Genomic DNA, 17,742 nt, shown 5'->3' with positions numbered 1-17,742 from the left:
GTCGGGGAGACCTTTCCTTACCGCCCCCGGGAACGAGCCCCACCATGCGTCTTCGCCACACCCTCGCGTCCGCTTGCGGCGCCCTCGCCCTGACCGCCGTGCTCGCCACGCCCGCCCACGCGGCCACCGGCGACTTCGGCTACAGGTACCTCGGCCTGAACGGCGATGCCCGGACGATCACGCTCCACGACCCGGAGAGCGACGTCTGCATCACCCTCCCCGAGGCCGCGGACCACGACGCCTCCGCCCCCGCCTTCGCCCCGCACAACGACACCGACGCCTTCGCCCTGGTCTTCACCGAGCCCGACTGCACCGGCGACGCCTGGACCCTCCGCCCCCACGGCAACCCGGCCACGGACCGCCTGAAGCTGCGCTCGGTCGTCTTCCTGGACAGCTGACCGCCCCCCGCCGAGCGCCCTCGCACCGGTCCGCGCGTCCCTCCCCCAAGGCGCCGTTCGGATCACCCTGCACGGCCCTTCAGGTGACGGCCGCGCGCCGCGCGCGCCGCACGGTCGATGCGGGAGGTACGACGTCACAGCAGAACAAGGACCCTTCCCCCTCCACGAGGAGCTCGGTGATGTACGCAGCAGTCCGGCGGTACGAAGGGGTGACGGATCCGGCCGAGGCGGGACGCCGCGTGAAGGAGGGGTTCGTGCCGCTCATGCGGCAGGTTCCCGGGTTCGTGGCGTACTACTGGGTCGACGCCGGCGACGGGGTCATGGTCTCGACCAGCGTCTTCGAGGACCGGGCCGGCGCCGAGGAATCGATCGCGAGGGCGGCGGACTTCGTGCGGGACAACCTGGCGTCCCTGCTCCCCCACCCTCCCCAGGTCATGGCCGGGGAGGTCCTGGCCGGCTCGTGAAGAGGCGGCGGCCCCGGTGACCCGCGCCCTGGCCGTGTCACCTGTCGAGGGATCTTTCGTCGCTCTGCGCACGTCTCCGGTCACGTAGAGCTAGGGTCGCGGTCGTTGCCGCAACCCCGCGGCGGACCGAGACAGGGGCACCCACATGGCCATCATCGTCACCTTCGACTTCCCTGACGCCGGGCAGGAGCTCTACGACACCGTCATCGCACGCGTGACCGACGGACAGGGCTTCACCCGGTTCGCCGACCTCCCGAACCCGGGCCTCATCTCCCACGCGGCGGGCCCGGTCGACGGAGGCTTCCGCGTCACCGAGGTCTGGGAGAGCCCGGAGGCCCTCGAAACCCACGCGAAGGCCTTCGGCCCGATCCTCGCGGACCTCGGCCACGCCGACGTACAGCCGACGATCATCCCGGCGCACAACGTCGTCGTCCGGTAGGGCCGCCCCGGCGCGCCGGTACGTCACTTCCCCCGCACCCCAGGCCCAGGCACCCGATCCGGCACCGGCTGCCTGGGCCTTCGCCCCGCTGTGCGCACCCCCGACCGCGAGGCGCGGAGCGCCCACCGCCGATGACCGCCTCGGCATCCGGTACGACCACGCAGATCCGCACCCCTCGACTGTCGGACCGGCCTGACATCCTGCGCCCGCGAGAATGACATAGGCGGACCTCTGGGCACTGACAGCCGCCCTGAACGGCGAAGCCACCGACGAGACCTGCCACCGCCTCGCCGAGGGGCTGAGCCGCCGCCCCGTCTCCGACATCGCCGGCTTCGCGGAACGTCACGCCGAGGCGCTCCACCGCCTGGATCAGGAGTAGTTCGGCACTCTGCCGGGGACCTGACGTCCGAAAGGGGCAGCCCGTTCCCGCGGTCGTCCGACGGGTTCCTGTACCCCCGGTGCGCGGTCGTCGCCGCCGAAAGTCCGGGGCTCCCCCGACCGAGTCCCTGCCGGCCATCACGGAGACGGGGTGCTCGGGGTCATTGAGCTCGTGACCTGCACGGCCGCGGTACGGCCGCGCCGAACGGCCAACCACGGGACAGGACGTTGTCAGTGCCGACGCCTAAGCTCTCCAACGCGCGGTCGGCTTCCGGGGGTTCCAGCTCTGAAGGGAATGGCTGCATCCCCGACCTGTCCGGGGGCGGCCCGGAGATGCGTCCGGGGCCTAACCGACGGTCGGGCTTCGTCGATGGCCAAGAGATCACCTGCCAGCGCCGACCGCGCACTGTCTACACGCACGCCGTCCAGGACACCCAGCGCGAAGCACTCGGACCGGCTGCTCATGAGCCGCCCCGGTCCTGATCGACCGCCCCCACTGCTGTCAGAAGTAAACGTCAAAGGCCCCTCGCCATGATCGGCGAGGGGCCTTTGTGCTGGTGGGCGCGGACGGTTTCGAACCGCCGACATCTGCTTTGTAAGAGCAGCGCTCTACCCCTGAGCTACGCACCCGTGGAATGAGGCAACAGCGTACATGGCCCACGGGTGGGTCCCGCAAACCCGTGATGGCCCGGGGGGTAGCCCCACCCCCGGGGCGGTGGGTCGCCGGATCGCGGGGGTGGGGTGGGGGTTCGTACCGTGGGGGGACAGTCAGCGCGTTACCTGGGGGATGGTTCGTCATGGTCGCTCGTCGCCGTATCCGTACGCTCCTCGCCGTCGGCGGGGCCGTCGTCATCGCTCTCGGGGTCACCGGTTGTGGCGACGCGGATGTCGAGGGGGCGCCCGTGGAGGCGAAGAGGTTCGCGTTCTCCGGGGGGACGCTGACGATCGACGCCGACGACACCGAGCTGGAGCTCGTGCCCGCCGACATCGAGGACGTGCGGGTCAGCCGGCAGGTCGACGGGTGGGTGTTCATGGGGTCCGGGCCCGAGCCGGTGTGGCGGATGGAGGGTGGGCGGCTGACGCTGCGGGTCGAGTGCGACGCGCTCGCCAGTGACTGCGACTCCGTGCACCGCGTCCAGGTGCCCCGTGGAGTGGCCCTCGTCGTGGAGGACGACAACGGGAAGGTGACGGCCGACGGGTTCGACACCCCCGTGACGGTGCGGGCCGACAACGGCGCCGTCCTGGTACGCGACGCCTCCGGCGCGCTCGATCTGTCCAGTGGCAACGGCGAGGTCGTCGTCGAGGGCGACACCACCTCGCAGCGGATCGTCGCCCGTTCCGACAACGGGGCCGTACGGCTCGCGCTCCGCGCGGTGCCGAGCAGCGTGGAGGCCGGCAGCGACAACGGGGAGATCGACATCACCCTGCCGCGGGGGACATACGACGTCGACGCGCGCAGCGACAACGGCGAGGTCCGTGTCGACGTCCCGACCGCGAAGGGATCCGGGCACGTCGTGACCGCGCGCAGTGACAACGGAGAAGTCGTGGTGCGGAGCGCGAACTAAAGGCCTCGTGTGTTCGTCACTACCTGGTGGGAGAATGAACCGGACCGGGCAGCGCGGCGATCACAGCACGGGAGAGGTACGTGGCGGCGACTCACGCGAGGGGCGGGGCGGCCGGTTCGGCGTCTCCGCGGATCCCCGGCGGCCTGGGGTTCGCGTTCGCGCTTCCGCTTCTCGGGCTCGCCCTTCTTCCCGCCGCCTTCGCCGGTGGTGGCACCCGGCGCTGGTTCGGCGGGCGGGGCGAGAGCCAGCGCGCCGAGGCGCAGGCCGCCAAGGACGCCGCCGCGGCCGCGTTCTACGAGCTGGACACCGCCCAGCGCGACCTGCGGATCTCCATCGAGACGATCAGTGCCGTCGACGACTCCCCCGCAGCCCGCCGCGCCGTCGACGGCTTCGCCGATCTCGGGCGGCGGATCGACGAGGTCAGTCACGCGTACATCGCCGCCGTCGACGCCCACGATCTCGACCGGGACGAGCTGGACTCGGCCACCGCCGTGCGGGCCATGACCGAGCTGACGCGGGCCAGGGACGAGCTCGTCGGGGTCAAGGGAGAGCTGGACCGGTTCGAGCAGGGGCTCGGGCCGCTGCTCGACAAGGCGGAGACCCAGCTCGCCCGGCTCGCTCCCGCCGTCGAGCGGGCCCGGCAGGCGCTGCGCGCCGCGAGCGACGCTCTCGACGCGGCGCGGGAGGCGGGTCTGCGCGCCGACGACCTCGCGGCGCGGCTCGCCGCGCTGGGCCCCGATCTCACGAAGCTGAACGAAGGCGCCGGCCGCCACGGCGTCCCCGCGACCCTCCAGCGCGCCGACAGCCTCCTGCGGGACGCGGAGGCCGTGCGCTCCGAGGCCGAGCGGCTGCCCGAGCGCGCCGCCGAGACCGACAAGCGCCTGGTCTCCCTGCGGACGCGCGCGCAGGCGCTGACCACCCGGGCCGGCGCTGTCGAGCCCGTCCTCTCCGAGCTCCGTCGGCGTTTCTCCGCCGCCTGCTGGCAGGACCTGCAGTACGTCCCCGACCAGGCCGCCGAGAGCGTCCGGCAGGCCGAGGAGCGGCTGAAGGAGGCCGCCGCGGCCCGTGCCGAGCAGCGCTGGCCCGACGCGACGAGTCTGCTGGCCACCGCCCGTGCCCTGCTCGACCACACCGACGAGGCCGTCTCCGCCGCCGGCGACCGGCTGCGCCGTCTCGACGCCGTCGCCCAGGACCCGCAGCACGAGATCGACCGCGCCCGCTTCGCCGTGCGGGACGCGCAGCGGCTCGCCATGGCCGGCCGCACCACTCCCGACCCCCGGCACGCCCGGCCTCTCGACGACGGCGTCGCCCGTCTCGACCGGGCGGTCGCCGCCCTCGACAGCGGCCGCCACCCCGACTACTGGCACTTCCTCACCGAGCTGGAGGCCGTCCGCGCCACCGCCGCGCGGGTCGTCGAGCTCATCCGGGAGGAACGGGGCGGGGGCGGCAGCGGCGGCCGTTAGCCTGTCCGTATGCCTCGTTACGAATACCGCTGCCGGACCTGCGGCGACACCTTCGAACTCAGCCGCCCCATGGCCGAGTCCTCCGCCCCCGCCGCCTGCCCCGAGGGGCACGACGACACCGTCAAGCTGCTCTCCGCCGTCGCCGTGGGTGGTACGGCGACCGGTGGTGGCCCCGCGCCGGCCTCCGGTGGCGGTGGCGGGTGCTGCGGTGGCGGCTGCTGCGGCTGACCCGTCCGCCGGCGGGGCTGCGGCGGCCCCGCCGGCGGTCCTCCGTCTCCGGCCGGGGACCGCGGCCGGAGACGGGCCGCCGGCTCAGCTGCCGAGGTAGCGCAGCACAGCCAGGACCCTGCGGCTGTAGCCCTCTCCCCGGCCCGTCAGCTCCAGCTTGTCGAAGATCGCGTTGATGTGTTTCTCCACCGCGCTCTGCGAGACGTGCAGCCGGGCGGCGATCGCCGCGTTCGTGTGCCCCTGCGCCATCGCCGCCAGGACCTCCCCCTCCCGGGGTGTCAGCCGGGACAGCGGATCCGTGTGGGAGGAGCGGACCAGAAGGCGGCGGACGACCTCGGGGTCGAACGCGGTGCGGCCCTCCCCCACGCGTCCCAGTGCCTCCAGGAACTCGTCGACCTGCGCCACCCGGTCCTTGAGCAGATAGCCGACGGCTCCCGGCCCCTCGGGCTCGCCGGTCAGCAGCTCGGTCGCGTACCGCCGCTCCACGTACTGCGAGAGGACGAGCACTCCGATCCGAGGCCACGTCCGGCGGATCTCCAGGGCGGCGCGCAGCCCCTCGTCGGTGTGCGTGGGCGGCATCCGGACGTCCGCGACGACCACGTCCGGCGGGTCGCCCGCCACCGCGGCGAGCAGTTCGACGGCGTTGCCGACGGCGGCCGTCACCTCGTGGCCCTCCTCGGCCAGGAGCCGTACGAGCCCCTCCCTCAGCAGGGTCGAGTCCTCGGCGAGCATCACCCGCACGGCAGCTCCGCCCGTACGACCGTCGGCCCGCCCACCGGGCTGTCCACCGCGAGCCGTCCGTCCAGTGCGGCCGCCCGGCTCGCGAGGCCGGTCAGACCGCTGCCGGCGGCGTCAGCGCCGCCCGTCCCGTCGTCGCGCACGCGCACGTCCAACACTCCGTTCTCCAGGGTCACCCGAACGTCCATGCGACTCGCTCCCGCATGCTTGACCACGTTGGTGGCCGCTTCCGAGACGACGAAGTACGCGACCGTCTCCACCGCCCTCGGCAGGGGCCCGGGCGCGTCGTAGACGAGCCCGACCGGCAGCGGGCCGCGCTCGGCGAGCGCCTCCAGGGCGGCCCGCAGGCCCGCCTCGTCCAGGACCGTCGGGTAGACCCGCCAGGCCACCTCGCGGAGGTCGGCCAATGCCCGCCGGCTCTCCTCGTGGGCCTGGAGCAGCAGTTCGGCGGCCTGTGCGGGGTCCTTGCTGCGGCGGGCCCGTCCGAGGAGCATGCCGAGGGCGACGAGCCGCTGCTGTACGCCGTCGTGGAGGTCGCGCTCGATACGGCGGCGCTCGTCGTGGACGACGTCCATGACCTCGGCCCGGCTGGCGGCGAGCTGGGCGATCCTGGCCTCCAGCGCGTCGGCGTGGCGGGGCCCGAGGAAGTGGTGGGCCAGCCGGGCTTCCAGCGAGGCCACCCCCGTGGCGCCCTGGTCGGCGAGGAAGAGCAGGAACAGCCCGCCGAGGCCGGCGAGGGCGACGAGGCCCGGGTAGTCGATGTCGGTGATCAGCCAGCCGAAGAGGCCGAAGGTGCCGAGGCCGAGGCCGTACGCGGCGCAGGCCAGCACGACCCCGCCGAGGAGGCCGAGGGGCCAGCGGGCGGCCAGGTGGCGCAGGGCCGCGCCGTCCGGCCGGGAGCCGGGCAGGCGCGCGCCGAGGAGCCGGTCGAGCCGCCACCGCTCCAGATGGGCCAGGGGGCGGGCGGCGGCGGTCAGCCGCCGCTGGGCGGCGGCGCGCCCTCGCGGCCAGGCGAGCACCGGCAGCAGGACGAGCCCGCCGGCGACGGCGCCGAGCAGCCCGGCGACCGCGGTGCCGGCCCCGAGGGCGAGGCCGACGGCCGTCAGGAGCCGGTGCGTGAGATGTCCCCCCAGGTTCCCCATGACCGGCCACGCTAGCCGGAGCCGGCGGCCTCCCGCACTGCGGAAAACCGCACCGTCGGCGGCGCGGAGGCCGGGGAGGCCGGGGAGGCCGGGGAGGCCTCACGCCCGGCCGGAGACCCGCGCTCCACTCCCGGGAACCTCGTGTCCGGCCGGAGACCCGCGCTCCGCACGGGAAGCCTCAGGCCGGGCCGTTGACCCTCCCCTCCCCGACGAGGGACCCCACGACCGGCTCGCGACGCTGACGCCGCTCCGGACAGACCTCAGACCCGGCCGGTGATGCCCAGTCTGTGCCGGGAAACCTCAGGCCGGGTCGGGCAGGGCGGTCGGCCCCCCGGCGGCGGGCGCTCCGCCGAGGGGGAGGGCCGCCGCGTCGAGGGGGGAGGGTGTCGCGCGGTGGGTGCGGATCGTGGACAGGAAGCGGCGCAGGATCTCCTCGCCCGCCGCGACGCCCCGTTCGGCGAGGACGTCGAGGTGTGGCGCGGTCCAGCCGCTGTCGGCGAGTTCGCCGTGGCCGGGGCGCCAGGCGCGGTCGGCGGCGAGCAGCAGGTCGGCGTCGAGGAGGGAGTCCCCGGCGGCCAGGGTGAGACCGGCCCCGGTGCGGCGGGCGACCTCGCGCATCGCCGCGCTCTTGGTGAGCGGCTTCGGTACGGCGTACACCTTGCGGCCCTGGAGGGAGACGGTCCAGCCACGGTCGTCGGCCCAGTCGCCGAACCGCTTCAGCCACTCCTCCGGCAGCCGCTCGCGCTCCACGACGAGGTATGCGAAGAGGTCCTCGGCGACCCGGTGCTTGCGCACCCAGGACAGGTCGGTGGTGGCGGTGAAGTAAGCGCGGATCTCGGCGAGCGGAGCGCACTCGTCGGCGAGCCGCCGCAGGACGCCGTCGTGCCAGTCGCGGTCGGTGACGCCGTCCACCAGGAGGTGCCCGCCGTTGGCGCAGATGGCGTACTTCGGTGCGGGGCCGGGCAGTTGGATGCGCTGGTACTGCTTGCGGGTCCGGGTCGTGGTGGGGACGAAGACGGATTCCGCGGACACCTCCGCCAGCAGCACGGCCGCGTCCTCGGTGAGGTACGACAGCGGCTTGGACTCGTGGACCTCGATGCTGAGCAGCCGGGGCGCCTGTGCGTCGGGCATGCCGAGGGCGAGGGCGGCGGCGGAGTAGATCAGCGTACGGTCGAGGTCGCTGGCGACCATCACGGTGTCGGTACTCACTGGGAGACCACCGCCTTCCCGTCGGCGCCCGTGGCGCCGCGCGTGTACTGGGGGTGGATGAGGCCGACGCAGGTGTACGGGAGGCCGTCGACCTCCTCGACGGGCACCCCGCGCTGTTCGGCGAGGAGGCGTACGTGGGCGAGGTCGGCGCCCGCGCCGCGCTGGGCGAGGATCTTCCAGGGAACGCGGCGCAGCAGGACCCGGGTGGTCTCGCCGACGCCCGGCTTGACCAGGTTGACGTCGTGGATGCCGTACTCCTCGCTGATCCGCTCGACGGCCGCCCAGCCCTCCCAGGTGGGGGTCCGGTCGGCGGCGAGCAGTTCCTTGACGTCGGTGTCGACGGCGTCGACGACCTCGTCGAAGCGGGCGGCGACGGCGTCGAGGAAGTCGCGGGACACGTCGGCGCCGGCCAGCTCGCGGTAGAACTTCCCGCCGTGGAAGTCGTCGGGGCCGACCAGGTCGGCGCGCAGGACCGTGCGCGATATCAGGCCGGAGACGGTGGAGTTGAGGCAGGCGGAGGGGATGAGGAAGTCCTCGCGGGTGCCGTAGGTGCGGACGCAGGAGCCGGGGTCGGCGAGGACGGCGATCTCCGGGTCGAAACCGGGGAAGTCCTCGAGCGCCTCGGCGAGTTCGCGGGTGATGGCGCCCTTGCCGGTCCAGCCGTCGACGAAGACGACGTCGGCGGGGTCGTGGTGGGCGGCGAGCCAGCGCAGGGCGTTGGCGTCGATGCCGCGCCCGCGCACGATGGAGACGGCGTAGTGCGGGAGGTCGAGGCCGTGGCGGGCCTGTGCCCAGCGGCGCATCAGGACGCCGACGGGGGTCCCGGCGCGGGCGAGGGAGACGAGCACGGGCGTGCCGCTGCCCCGGCCGGACCGTTCGGCGAGGACGGTCTCGGTGACGGCGCCGACGGCGCGGGCGATGCGGGCCGCGGAGGTCTCCAGGGCGGCGTGGAACAGCTCCTGGTACTGCGCGCTGGGCTGGTATTCGACCGGCAGCGACTCGGCGTAGTGGGCGCCGCCGCTCTGGATGGCCTCCTCGCGCTCCTCGGTCGGGGCCTCCAGTTCGACGTCCGAGAGGTCCTGGAGCAGCCAGCCGACCTCCTCCGGCGCGTACGAGGAGAAGGCGGGGCCGCGGAGGGGCTCGGGCAGCATGGACGCCCTTTCGGGGGAAGCGGTGGGCTGGTAGGTCGGTACGACGGCGAGCACCACGTGCGGGATGTGCGCGGCGAGCTGCGCCAGAAGGCCGTCCGGGGCGTGCAGCTCGGGGGTGTCGGCGGCGGAGTCGACCACGGCGACGACGGCGTCGAAGCCGGCGCCCGCGACGTTGTAGGCGTAGCGCGGGCCGGGTCCGTCGGCGGGCGCGTCGTGGGCGGGGAAGACGAGGCGGGTGCGTATGGCGTAGCCGGGGTCGTCGACGGCCAGGACGGGCGAGCGGGTGGTGGTGGAGTACGCGACGTCGTGTCCGGCGCGCTCCAGCGCGACGGCCAGGCGCAGCGGCGCGTACATCAGCTCCTCGAAGCCGAGGACGAGGACACGACGGCCGGAGGCGGGTCGGGGCGCGGGGCCGTCGGCGGACGGGCCGGCGGCGGAAGGGCCGGCGGAGGAGGACCCGGAGGAGCCGCGGCCGGGCGCCTCGTCGAGGGCGGTGGCCAGGCGGTCCGCCATGGCCGGCAGGGCGTCCGTCAGCGCCAGGGCGTGCGAGACGGTGAAGCCGTGGCGGCCTCCGTCCGGGACGCCGTCGGGCCAGCCGAGCTCGACCCGTACGGGGCGGCTGCCGGCGGGCGGCAGGGGGGCGGGGGCCGGCGCGGTCTCGTACTGCGCCACCAGGGCCTGGCCCTTCTCCAGGACGCCGTCCGGGAGCCGTACCGTGCCCGCCGCGCCGGCCACGAGGTCGACGCGGGCGCCGATCTCCCGCGCGAAGGCCTCCAGGCGGCCGTGATCGGCGGGCGAGCGCATGTCGACGAGGGCGACGACCACGTACCGGTCGCGGGGGTAGCGCTCGTGCAGGTCCCGGATGGTGTTGAGGACGGTGTTGCCGGTGGAGAACTCGTCGTCGACGAGGACGAGGGGCCCCTCGCCCGCCAGCAGCTTCGGGTCCTCCGGGAGCAGCAGGTGCGAGGTGGCGTGCGAGTGGGACTCCTCGAAGCCGCCGGCCCGTGCCACGCCCTCCACCGGGCGCCGGGTGGAGTGCAGGTAGGGCGCGGACCCGAGGCCGTCGGCGACCGCGTGGCCGAGGGCGGTCGCCGTCTCGGCGTAGCCGACGACGACGGCCCGCCCGGCCTCCTCGCCGCCCAGCAGGTCGCGTACGCGCTCGCCGAGGGCGAAGCCGGAGCCGTACACGACCGTGGGGCGCTGGGGTATGTGCTTGCCCAGCACGTGGGAGACGAGCAGGTGCGCCCTCTTGGGGTTGCGGCGCAGTGCGAGGCCCAACAGGCCCGGGAGCTTCTCGTCGCCGACCAGTTCGACACCGAGTCGCTCGGCGACCCATGTTCCCGACCACACCACGTCGTCAATCACCCTTCGTCAGCCGGCCAGTCCGGCGGTCAGCAGATCCACGAAGCCGACGTCCTCGCGTGCGACGCCGAAGACCTCGGCGCGCAGGAGGGTGCGTTCGGCCCACGCGCGATGCGGCTTCACTTCGTTCATCTTGTTCGTGTACGCGGAGCGCATCACTCCGCCCCCGCCCCGCTCGGGGCGCAGGATGTCCTGGGCGTCGCTGAACTCCTCGTGGCTGACGACGGAGAGCGCGTGCACGGGCACCACGTGGGTGGGGTGGATGCAGGTCTTGCCGAGCAGGCCGTTGGCCCGGTCGAGTTCGATCTCGCGCAGCAGCCCGTCGAGGTCGTGCTCGATGAGGGCCGTACGCAGGTCCTCCGCGCTGCCCTCCAGGAAGGGGCTGCGGCGCAGCTGCGGCTTGAACATGCGTTCGCCGAGCCGGAAGTACTCCCAGACGGGTCCGGTGATGGTGAAGCCGCTGCCGTCGGAGCGGCCGAGGACGTTGACGACGTCGGCGATGACGTGGGCGACGAGCTGGACGTCGTACGCCGTCATGTCGGGCGAGCGGCGCAGTCCGTACGCGGAGCAGAAGTCGGTGACGCCGAGCCGGAGGGCGAGGACCCGGTCGCGGTGCTTGTCGACGATCGAGGCGATGCCGGCGAGGGTCGCGGCCCGGGTCTCGAGGTGGAGCAGCTCGGGGGACTCCAGGACCGGCATGGCGAAAAGTCGCCGTCCGCAGGCCGTCTCGGCGGCGGTGAGGGCCTCCAGGAAGGCGCGGCCGCGGCACTCGTCGAACTTGGGCAGTACGAAGCCGGAGAGCAGGCGGACGTTCTCGCCGAGGCGCGCGACCAGGTCGGTGATCTGGCGGGGCTCGCGGACCCGGATGAAGAGCAGCGGCACTTCCGCGGCCGCGCCTTCGGGGTCCTCGCCCGCGCCGGGGGCGCGGGGGTCCGCGCCGGCTCTCCCGAGCGCGTCCGGGCCGGTGCCCGCACCGGCCCTCGCGAGCACGTCCGCGCTGGTGGCCGCGGGTGCGCCGCCCGAGGCGAGGTCGGCGAACTGGCGGACCAGGTTCGTCTCGGCGGCCTCCACGTCGGCGTCGGCGATGGAATCCTCCAGGCACAGCACCATGGAGACGACCCCGCGGGCGGCCTGTTTGCGCACGTCGTCGGCGAGCCGGGGCCGGGTGGCCGGGCTGTAGAGCGTGGCTCCCAAGGCCACCGCGAGCACGCTCGCGGGCGAGTCGGCCGTGAACTCGGCCGGCTCCTGGTGGAACAGCCCGGCCCGCGAAGCGGACGGGATGTGCCCGAAATGACGCATGTAACTCCCCCGACTGCCTTTGCGGGCCCTGATGACATGTGGCCGGTAATAGTACGTAGGTGCGGGTGTCCGTAGTTCCCTTCCCGTATGAAATCCAGGTAACTCGTCCGCATCCGATCGGTCTCGCCCGGCTCGCCGTGCCCCCCGCGTTGTCCGGGAGTCGGCCCAGCAGGCAGGATGGCCGTCATGACGCACGCGATGCTGAAGGGCTCGAACGTCCCTCTCGACACCGCGGCCGTACGGGCCGTGCTCCGCTGGACCCCGGGCCCCGGGGTCCCCGACGTGGACGCCTCGGCCCTGCTGCTCGGCACCGACGGGCGCGTGCGCTCCGACGAGGACTTCGTCTTCTACAACCAGCCGCGCCACCCCTCGGGCCTGGTGCGGCGGCTGCCGAAGAAGCGGGTGGCCGAAGGCCTGACCGACACGGTCGAGGCCGATCTCGGCCGACTCGACCCGTCCGTCGACCAGGTGGTGATCGCGGCCTCCTCGGACGGTGACACCTTCCGGAGCGTCCGTGACCTGCGGATCCTGCTGTACGACGCGGGCGCGCCGGACCGGGACCCGCTGGCCGTGTTCGACGTGACGGCGGAGACCGGCGAGGAGACGGCGATCATCTGCGGCGAGCTGTACCGGCGCGGGGACGCCTGGAAGTTCCGTGCCGTGGGACAGGGCTACCCGACCGGGCTCGTCGGTCTCGCCACCGACTTCGGCATCTCGGTGGACGAGGCCGCGGACGAGGCGGGCCAGGGCGGGGCCACGGACGGCCAGGGCGCGCGGGACACCCCCGCCGCCCCTGACCTGGACCTCGGACCGGACCCGGACCTGGACCTCGACCTGGACGCGACGGTGGTCCACCCTCCCGTGACGGCTCCTGCTCCGCCGGCCGGGCCCCCCGTCGTACCGCCGCAGCCGACCACTCCCCCGGCCTACGGCTATCCGCAGCCCGCGTACGGCTACCCGCAGCCATATCCCTCGCCCCAGCCGTCCTCGGCGCAGCCGGGCTACGGCTACCCCCAGCCCGCCGCGGCGGCCGCGCCCGCTCCGGACCCGAACTTCCGGCTGCCTCCGATGGGCCCGCAGTTCGTCCGCCCCTGAGTACGTACGGGGGCGCGTTCGTGAGCGCGCCCACGGGCGGGCGCCCGAGCGTGTCGGGGTCACCTCAGGTCTTCGTCTTGTAGCCGCGCCCCCACTGCAGGCCCCACCCGTACAGCCGGTCGAGCTCCGCCTGGAAGCCGTAGACGAACTTCACCTCGCGGCGGACGATCAGTTCGTCCTTCACCTTCTCGACGGTGAAGACGGCGCAGGAGCGGGCCTGCGGAGCGCGCTCCTCCAGCTCGATCTCGATCCGCGGGCCGTTGCTCGGGTAGAGCGTCACCTTGGCGTGGGTGCGGTCGAAGGCCGGCGTCTGGTCGTAGATGTACACGAAGAACAGCAGGCGCTTGATCGTGTCCTTGTGGTCGAGATTGACGAAGATCGTCTCGCCCGACGATCCGCCGAACCGGTCGTCACCGCTCAGGTTCACGTAGGGCGGGGCGTTCAGGGCGCCGAAGAAGCCGCCGAGCGGCTGCACCACGCCCTTGCTGCCGTCCGTCAGCTCGTACATGCATCCCAGGTCCAGGTCGACGTTGACGACTCCCTGGGTGTGCGCCTGGACGACCTCCGGCTTGAAGAGCTGGGAGGGGTGGCGCAGCAGCCGGCCGCTCTGCCGGGAGCGGCCCTGTATGTCCGAGGTGCGCATCCGCCAGGAGAGGTTGACGCGCAGATTGCCGGTCGCGGCTCCCTGTTTGGTGAGCGAGACCGACGGTCGCCGTTTGGTCAGGTCGATCGAGTTGGTCGAGGCGCTGCCCGAGTCGAACTGCGCCGTCCTGCCTGGAAACAGGCCGTCCCAGAAGGCCATGCCTCCCCACCCCCCACGCGTTGCCGAGATGTCCGCCCGCGCGTGCCCGCGCGCGCGTGTCCGTCCGTACGGGGTCGCCCGCACGCCGAGGGGCGGCCGGGTGCACCGGCCGCCCCTCGGTGAAGCGTTCCTCGATGACGGGGGTGTCACACCCCGGATGACACCTCGGTCTTGCCCGAGGAGTCAGCTTTTCCCCCGGCTGCCGCGAGTGCCCTGTTGCGGCGGACGGAGGACCAGAAGGACCAGCCGATGAGGGCGACACCGATGAGGCCGGTGACCACCTCGGGGATCTGGTAGCGGATGGAGATCATGAGGATCACGGCGAGCGCGCCGATGGCGTAGTGCGCGCCGTGCTCCAGGTAGACGTAGTCGTCGAGGGTGCCCTGGCGGACGAGGTAGACCGTCAGCGAACGGACGTACATGGCGCCGACGCCGAGACCGAGCGCCATCAGGACGATGTCGTTGGTGATGGCGAAGGCGCCGATGACACCGTCGAAGGAGAACGACGCGTCGAGGACCTCGAGGTAGAGGAACATGAAGAAGGCCGCCTTGCCGGCGAGCTGCACGACGCCGACCTTCTTGCCGCTGCGCTTGGCCTCTTCCTCGGCCTCGTGCTCGCGCTCCTCTTCCTCCTCCAGCTTGTTCTCGAAGTACCCCGAGAGACCGCCGACGACGAGGTACGTGATGAGGCCGAAGACGCCGGACAGCAGGACGGTCGCCGCCTTGTCGACGTGCGTGCCGCCGTGCTGGTGGGCCTGGGTCGCGAAGGTCATGGCGCTGATCGCCAGGACGATCAGGGCGATGCAGACCGACAGCATGTCGACCTTGCCGAGCTTGGCGAGCGGGCGCTCCAGCCAGCCGAGCCACTTGATGTCACGGTCCTCGAAGATGAAGTCGAGGAAGATCATCAGCAGGAACATGCCGCCGAAGGCCGCGATCGACGGGTGGGCGTCGGTGACGAGCTGCTCATAGCGCTCGGCGTCGTTGAGGGCGAGATCGACGGCCTCGATGGGGCCGATCTTGGCGCTGATCGCGACGATCACGACGGGGAAGACCAGCCGCATGCCGAAGACGGCGATGAGCACGCCGATGGTGAGGAAGATCTTCTGCCAGAAGGCATTCATCTTCTTCAGGATCCCGGCGTTGACCACCGCGTTGTCGAAGGAAAGCGAGATCTCGAGGATGCACAGGATCGCGACGATCCCGAACGCTTCCCACCCCCCGTAGAGCACCGCTGCGACCAGTCCGAGCGCCGTGATGGCGAACGACCAGCCGAAGGTTTTCAGTACCACTGTCTACCCCATCGTGTAAGTACGCGGCTTTACGAAACGTTGACCCCGAAGTCTAGAGCGATGCCCCGGAGTCCGGACGCGTACCCCTGCCCCACCGCCCGGAACTTCCATTCACCCCCGTACCGGTACAGCTCTCCGAAGATCATCGCGGTCTCGGTGGAGGCGTCCTCGGAGAGGTCGTAACGGGCCAGTTCCTGGCCGTCCGCCTGGTTCACCACACGGATGAAGGCGTTGCTGACCTGGCCGAAGGTCTGGCCGCGGTTGTCGGCCTCGTGGATGGAGACGGGGAAGATGATCTTGTCGCAGTGGGCCGGGACCTTGACCAGGTCGACGATGAGCGACTCGTCGTCGCCGTCACCCTCGCCGGTGAGGTTGTCCCCGGTGTGTTCGACGGAGCCCTCGGGGCTCGTGAGGTTGTTGTAGAAGACGAAGTACTCGTCGCCGAGCACCCGTCCCGACTGGCACAGCAGGGCGCTGGCGTCGAGGTCGAAGGCGGCTCCGGTGGTGGAGCGCGCGTCCCAGCCGAGGCCGACCAGCACCTGGGTGAGATTGGGTGCGGCCTTGGAGAGGGAGACGTTGCCTCCCTTGGCGAGCGTGACGCCCATGATGTGGTTCCTCCCCGGTGAGTACCGCTGCTGCTGCCGGTGCTGTCGACCGCCGTGGCGCCGTCGCCCGCTCCGGTGGTGCTTGTGATGCCTGTGACGCCTGTGGTGCTGATGAGGCTGGTGGTGAGGCACGTCCGGCGCCGCACGAGAGGTGCGGCGCCGGACGGATCAGTGTCGCGTGACTCAGACGTTGACGCCGAAGTCCTGCGCGATGCCGCGCAGACCCGAGGCATACCCCTGACCGACCGCGCGGAACTTCCACTCCGCGCCGTTGCGGTACAGCTCGCCGAAGACCATGGCGGTCTCGGTCGACGCGTCCTCGGACAGGTCGTACCGCGCGATCTCGGCGCCGCCGGCCTGGTTCACGACGCGGATGAACGCGTTGCGGACCTGGCCGAAGGACTGCTGGCGGTTCTCGGCGTCGTAGATCGACACCGGGAAGACGACCTTGGCGACGTCGGCGGGCACGGTGGCCAGGTTGACCTTGACCTGCTCGTCGTCGCCCTCGCCCTCGCCGGTGAGGTTGTCACCGGTGTGCTCGACCGAGCCGTCGGCGCTCTTCAGGTTGTTGAAGAACACGAAGTCCTGGTCGTTGCGGACCTTGCCCTCCGCGCTGACCAGAATGGCGCTGGCGTCGAGGTCGAAGTCCGTCCCGGTGGTGGTGCGGACGTCCCAGCCCAGACCGACGATGACGGCGGTCAGGCCAGGGGCCTCCTTGGTCAGCGAGACGTTGCCGCCCTTGCTGAGGCTGACTCCCACGAGTCCCTCCATTGGTTTCCAGGGGCAGCGCCCCCGTCGTGCGTTGGCATCGGATCAACGACTGGATCCTAGTGACGGGTTCCCGGCCGAGACAGACGATTGACCCCGATGTTCACAGAGTGTCGAGCGCCTTGAGGTAGTCGTTGAGGTCGCGGGCGTCCGGGAGGGCGTTGACGACGCTCCAGCGGACGACCCCCTCCTTGTCGATGATGAAGGTGCCGCGCACGGCGCAGCCCTTCTCCTCGTCGAAGACGCCGTAGGCGCGCGAGGCCTCGCCGTGCTTCCAGAAGTCGGAGAGCAGGGGGTAGTCGAGGCCCTCCTGGTCGGCGAAGACGCGCAGCGTGTGGATGGAGTCGTTGGAGACGGCGAGGAGCTGCGTGTCGTCGTTGACGAACTTCGGCAGGTTGTCGCGCAGCTCGCACAGTTCGCCGGTGCAGACTCCGGTGAAGGCGAACGGGTAGAAGAGCAGCACCACGTTCTTCTCCCCCGTGAAGTCGGAGAGCCTCACGGTGCGGCCGTGGTTGTCCTTGAGCTCGAACTCCGGGGCCTTGGTGCCGACCTCGATCGCCATGCGTACGCGTCCTTCCGCTGGACCTTGTGTGGACCTCATTGGACCGAACAGGTGAGAACAGCTTAGGACGGCCCTTCGAGGGGCCACGCACAGAGCCCCCGCCGACGGGGGTCGGCGGGGGCTCCTGCTGCTTGTGGTCAGCGCTTGGGTGCCACCAGTCGGCTGCCCGACCAGTCCTTGGCGACGCTGATGCTCTTGGTCTGGGAGAAGCCGGCGGTCTGCGCGGCATCGCTGATGTCGCTCGGCTCGACGTAGCCGTCTCGGCCCGTCTTCGGAGTCAGGAGCCAAACGACCCCGCCGTCCTCCAGCAGGCCGATGGCATCGACCAGGGAGTCCGTCAGGTCTCCGTCCTCGTCGCGGAACCAGAGCACGACGGCGTCGGCGACGTCGTCGTAGTCCTCGTCAGCGAGGTCCGACCCGATGATGGACTCGATGCCTTCGCGGAGATCGAAGTCGACGTCGTCGTCGTAACCGATCTCCTGGACCACCTGTCCGGGCTCGAACCCCAGCCTCGCTGCCGGGTTGGTCCGCTCCTCCGCGTGGTCCGCGGTCGCGCTCACGGCTTGCCTCCTGATCATGTATCGGAAAATGCTTCGGCCACGCGCGTACGCGCGGCGCTGGCCGTAGTCCACACGGGCTGGGCGGATCGCGCAAGTACCCGGCCGCCGAGACCGCCGAAACGGTGACGTTTGGGGCCGTCTCGCCGAAACCTCCGAGCCGAAACCACTCCGCTCCGTAATAGAGGACACACGCTTCGTACCGGTTTATGGTCTTCCGCGGTT

At 72.0% G+C, this 17,742-nt stretch carries 18 protein-coding genes and 1 tRNA gene; 7 read left to right on the top strand and 12 right to left on the bottom strand.

From position 1 onward, the window contains the following. Positions 1–44: 44 nt before the first annotated feature. From AB0K65_RS17445 to AB0K65_RS17435, 3 genes are all read left to right on the top strand, one after another. Positions 45–398, top strand: a complete 354-nt coding sequence (locus AB0K65_RS17445) for a hypothetical protein (RefSeq protein ID WP_365717298.1) — start codon at positions 45–47, stop codon at positions 396–398. A 179-nt stretch (positions 399–577) separates the two neighbouring features. Continuing rightward, positions 578–862, top strand: a complete 285-nt coding sequence (locus AB0K65_RS17440; RefSeq protein WP_365717296.1) for a hypothetical protein — start codon at positions 578–580, stop codon at positions 860–862. Positions 863–1,007: 145 nt separating this feature from the next. Next, positions 1,008–1,301 (top strand): hypothetical protein, encoded by a 294-nt coding sequence (locus AB0K65_RS17435; RefSeq protein WP_365717294.1) that lies wholly within the window; start codon positions 1,008–1,010, stop codon positions 1,299–1,301. Between the two features lie 933 nt (positions 1,302–2,234). On the opposite strand, the gene AB0K65_RS17430 is transcribed toward AB0K65_RS17435, so the two are convergent. Then, positions 2,235–2,309, bottom strand: a tRNA-Val gene (locus tag AB0K65_RS17430). Positions 2,310–2,476: 167 nt separating this feature from the next. Here AB0K65_RS17430 and AB0K65_RS17425 point away from each other — a divergent pair. The 3 genes from AB0K65_RS17425 to AB0K65_RS17415 all read left to right on the top strand — a co-directional run bounded on the left by AB0K65_RS17425 (position 2,477) and on the right by AB0K65_RS17415 (position 4,935). After that, complete coding sequence (locus AB0K65_RS17425) at positions 2,477–3,244, top strand: DUF4097 family beta strand repeat-containing protein (RefSeq protein WP_365717292.1); 768 nt, start codon at positions 2,477–2,479, stop codon at positions 3,242–3,244. 131 nt (positions 3,245–3,375) lie between these two features. Further along, the gene (locus AB0K65_RS17420; protein ID WP_365717437.1) at positions 3,376–4,707 is read left to right on the top strand and encodes a hypothetical protein; all 1,332 of its coding nucleotides are present in this window, start codon (positions 3,376–3,378) and stop codon (positions 4,705–4,707) included. A gap of 9 nt (positions 4,708–4,716) precedes the next feature. Continuing rightward, positions 4,717–4,935 carry a zinc ribbon domain-containing protein gene (locus AB0K65_RS17415; RefSeq protein ID WP_365717290.1) on the top strand — a complete coding sequence of 73 codons (219 nt, stop codon included), beginning with the start codon at positions 4,717–4,719 and terminating at the stop codon, positions 4,933–4,935. Between the two features lie 84 nt (positions 4,936–5,019). On the opposite strand, the gene AB0K65_RS17410 is transcribed toward AB0K65_RS17415, so the two are convergent. The 5 genes from AB0K65_RS17410 to AB0K65_RS17390 form a co-directional block, all read right to left on the bottom strand. Next, positions 5,020–5,667, bottom strand: coding sequence for a response regulator transcription factor (locus AB0K65_RS17410; RefSeq protein ID WP_365717436.1), 648 nt, complete (start codon positions 5,665–5,667; stop codon positions 5,020–5,022). Beyond that, the gene (locus AB0K65_RS17405; protein ID WP_365717288.1) at positions 5,667–6,815 is read right to left on the bottom strand and encodes a histidine kinase; all 1,149 of its coding nucleotides are present in this window, start codon (positions 6,813–6,815) and stop codon (positions 5,667–5,669) included. The genes AB0K65_RS17410 and AB0K65_RS17405 overlap by 1 nt, the downstream gene beginning before the upstream one ends. Positions 6,816–7,115: 300 nt before the next feature. Then, positions 7,116–8,006: an HAD family hydrolase gene (locus tag AB0K65_RS17400; protein ID WP_365717434.1), complete on the bottom strand. Its 891-nt coding sequence runs from the start codon at positions 8,004–8,006 to the stop codon at positions 7,116–7,118. Positions 8,007–8,020: 14 nt separating this feature from the next. Continuing rightward, entirely contained in the window at positions 8,021–10,540 is a 2,520-nt protein-coding gene (locus AB0K65_RS17395) for a phosphoribosyltransferase (protein WP_365717286.1), read from the bottom strand. A gap of 6 nt (positions 10,541–10,546) precedes the next feature. Then, complete coding sequence (locus tag AB0K65_RS17390; protein WP_365717284.1) at positions 10,547–11,836, bottom strand: HpcH/HpaI aldolase/citrate lyase family protein; 1,290 nt, start codon at positions 11,834–11,836, stop codon at positions 10,547–10,549. A 186-nt stretch (positions 11,837–12,022) separates the two neighbouring features. On the opposite strand from AB0K65_RS17390, the gene AB0K65_RS17385 reads away from it, so the two are divergent. Beyond that, positions 12,023–12,931, top strand: a complete 909-nt coding sequence (locus AB0K65_RS17385) for a TerD family protein (RefSeq protein WP_365717282.1) — start codon at positions 12,023–12,025, stop codon at positions 12,929–12,931. A 64-nt stretch (positions 12,932–12,995) separates the two neighbouring features. Here the strand turns inward: AB0K65_RS17385 and AB0K65_RS17380 are convergent, their stop codons facing one another. The 6 genes from AB0K65_RS17380 to AB0K65_RS17355 all read right to left on the bottom strand — a co-directional run bounded on the left by AB0K65_RS17380 (position 12,996) and on the right by AB0K65_RS17355 (position 17,520). Beyond that, a complete protein-coding gene (locus AB0K65_RS17380; RefSeq protein WP_365717280.1) occupies positions 12,996–13,733 on the bottom strand; it encodes a Tellurium resistance in 738 nt (245 codons plus the stop codon). Positions 13,734–13,879: 146 nt separating this feature from the next. Further along, entirely contained in the window at positions 13,880–15,025 is a 1,146-nt protein-coding gene (locus tag AB0K65_RS17375; RefSeq protein ID WP_365717278.1) for a DUF475 domain-containing protein, read from the bottom strand. 29 nt (positions 15,026–15,054) lie between these two features. Next, complete coding sequence (locus AB0K65_RS17370; protein ID WP_365717275.1) at positions 15,055–15,630, bottom strand: TerD family protein; 576 nt, start codon at positions 15,628–15,630, stop codon at positions 15,055–15,057. Between the two features lie 183 nt (positions 15,631–15,813). Continuing rightward, a complete protein-coding gene (locus AB0K65_RS17365) occupies positions 15,814–16,389 on the bottom strand; it encodes a TerD family protein (RefSeq protein ID WP_365717273.1) in 576 nt (191 codons plus the stop codon). 112 nt (positions 16,390–16,501) lie between these two features. Next, on the bottom strand, positions 16,502–16,960 hold the full coding sequence (locus AB0K65_RS17360; RefSeq protein WP_365717271.1) for a peroxiredoxin: 459 nt from the start codon (positions 16,958–16,960) through the stop codon (positions 16,502–16,504). Positions 16,961–17,097: 137 nt separating this feature from the next. Continuing rightward, entirely contained in the window at positions 17,098–17,520 is a 423-nt protein-coding gene (locus AB0K65_RS17355) for a DUF3052 domain-containing protein (protein ID WP_137989507.1), read from the bottom strand. Positions 17,521–17,742 lie beyond the last annotated feature (222 nt).

The organism is Streptomyces sp. NPDC053755 (genome assembly GCF_040677675.1).
GTDB lineage: Bacteria > Actinomycetota > Actinomycetes > Streptomycetales > Streptomycetaceae > Streptomyces.
This window is presented reverse-complemented; position numbering and strand designations above follow the sequence as displayed.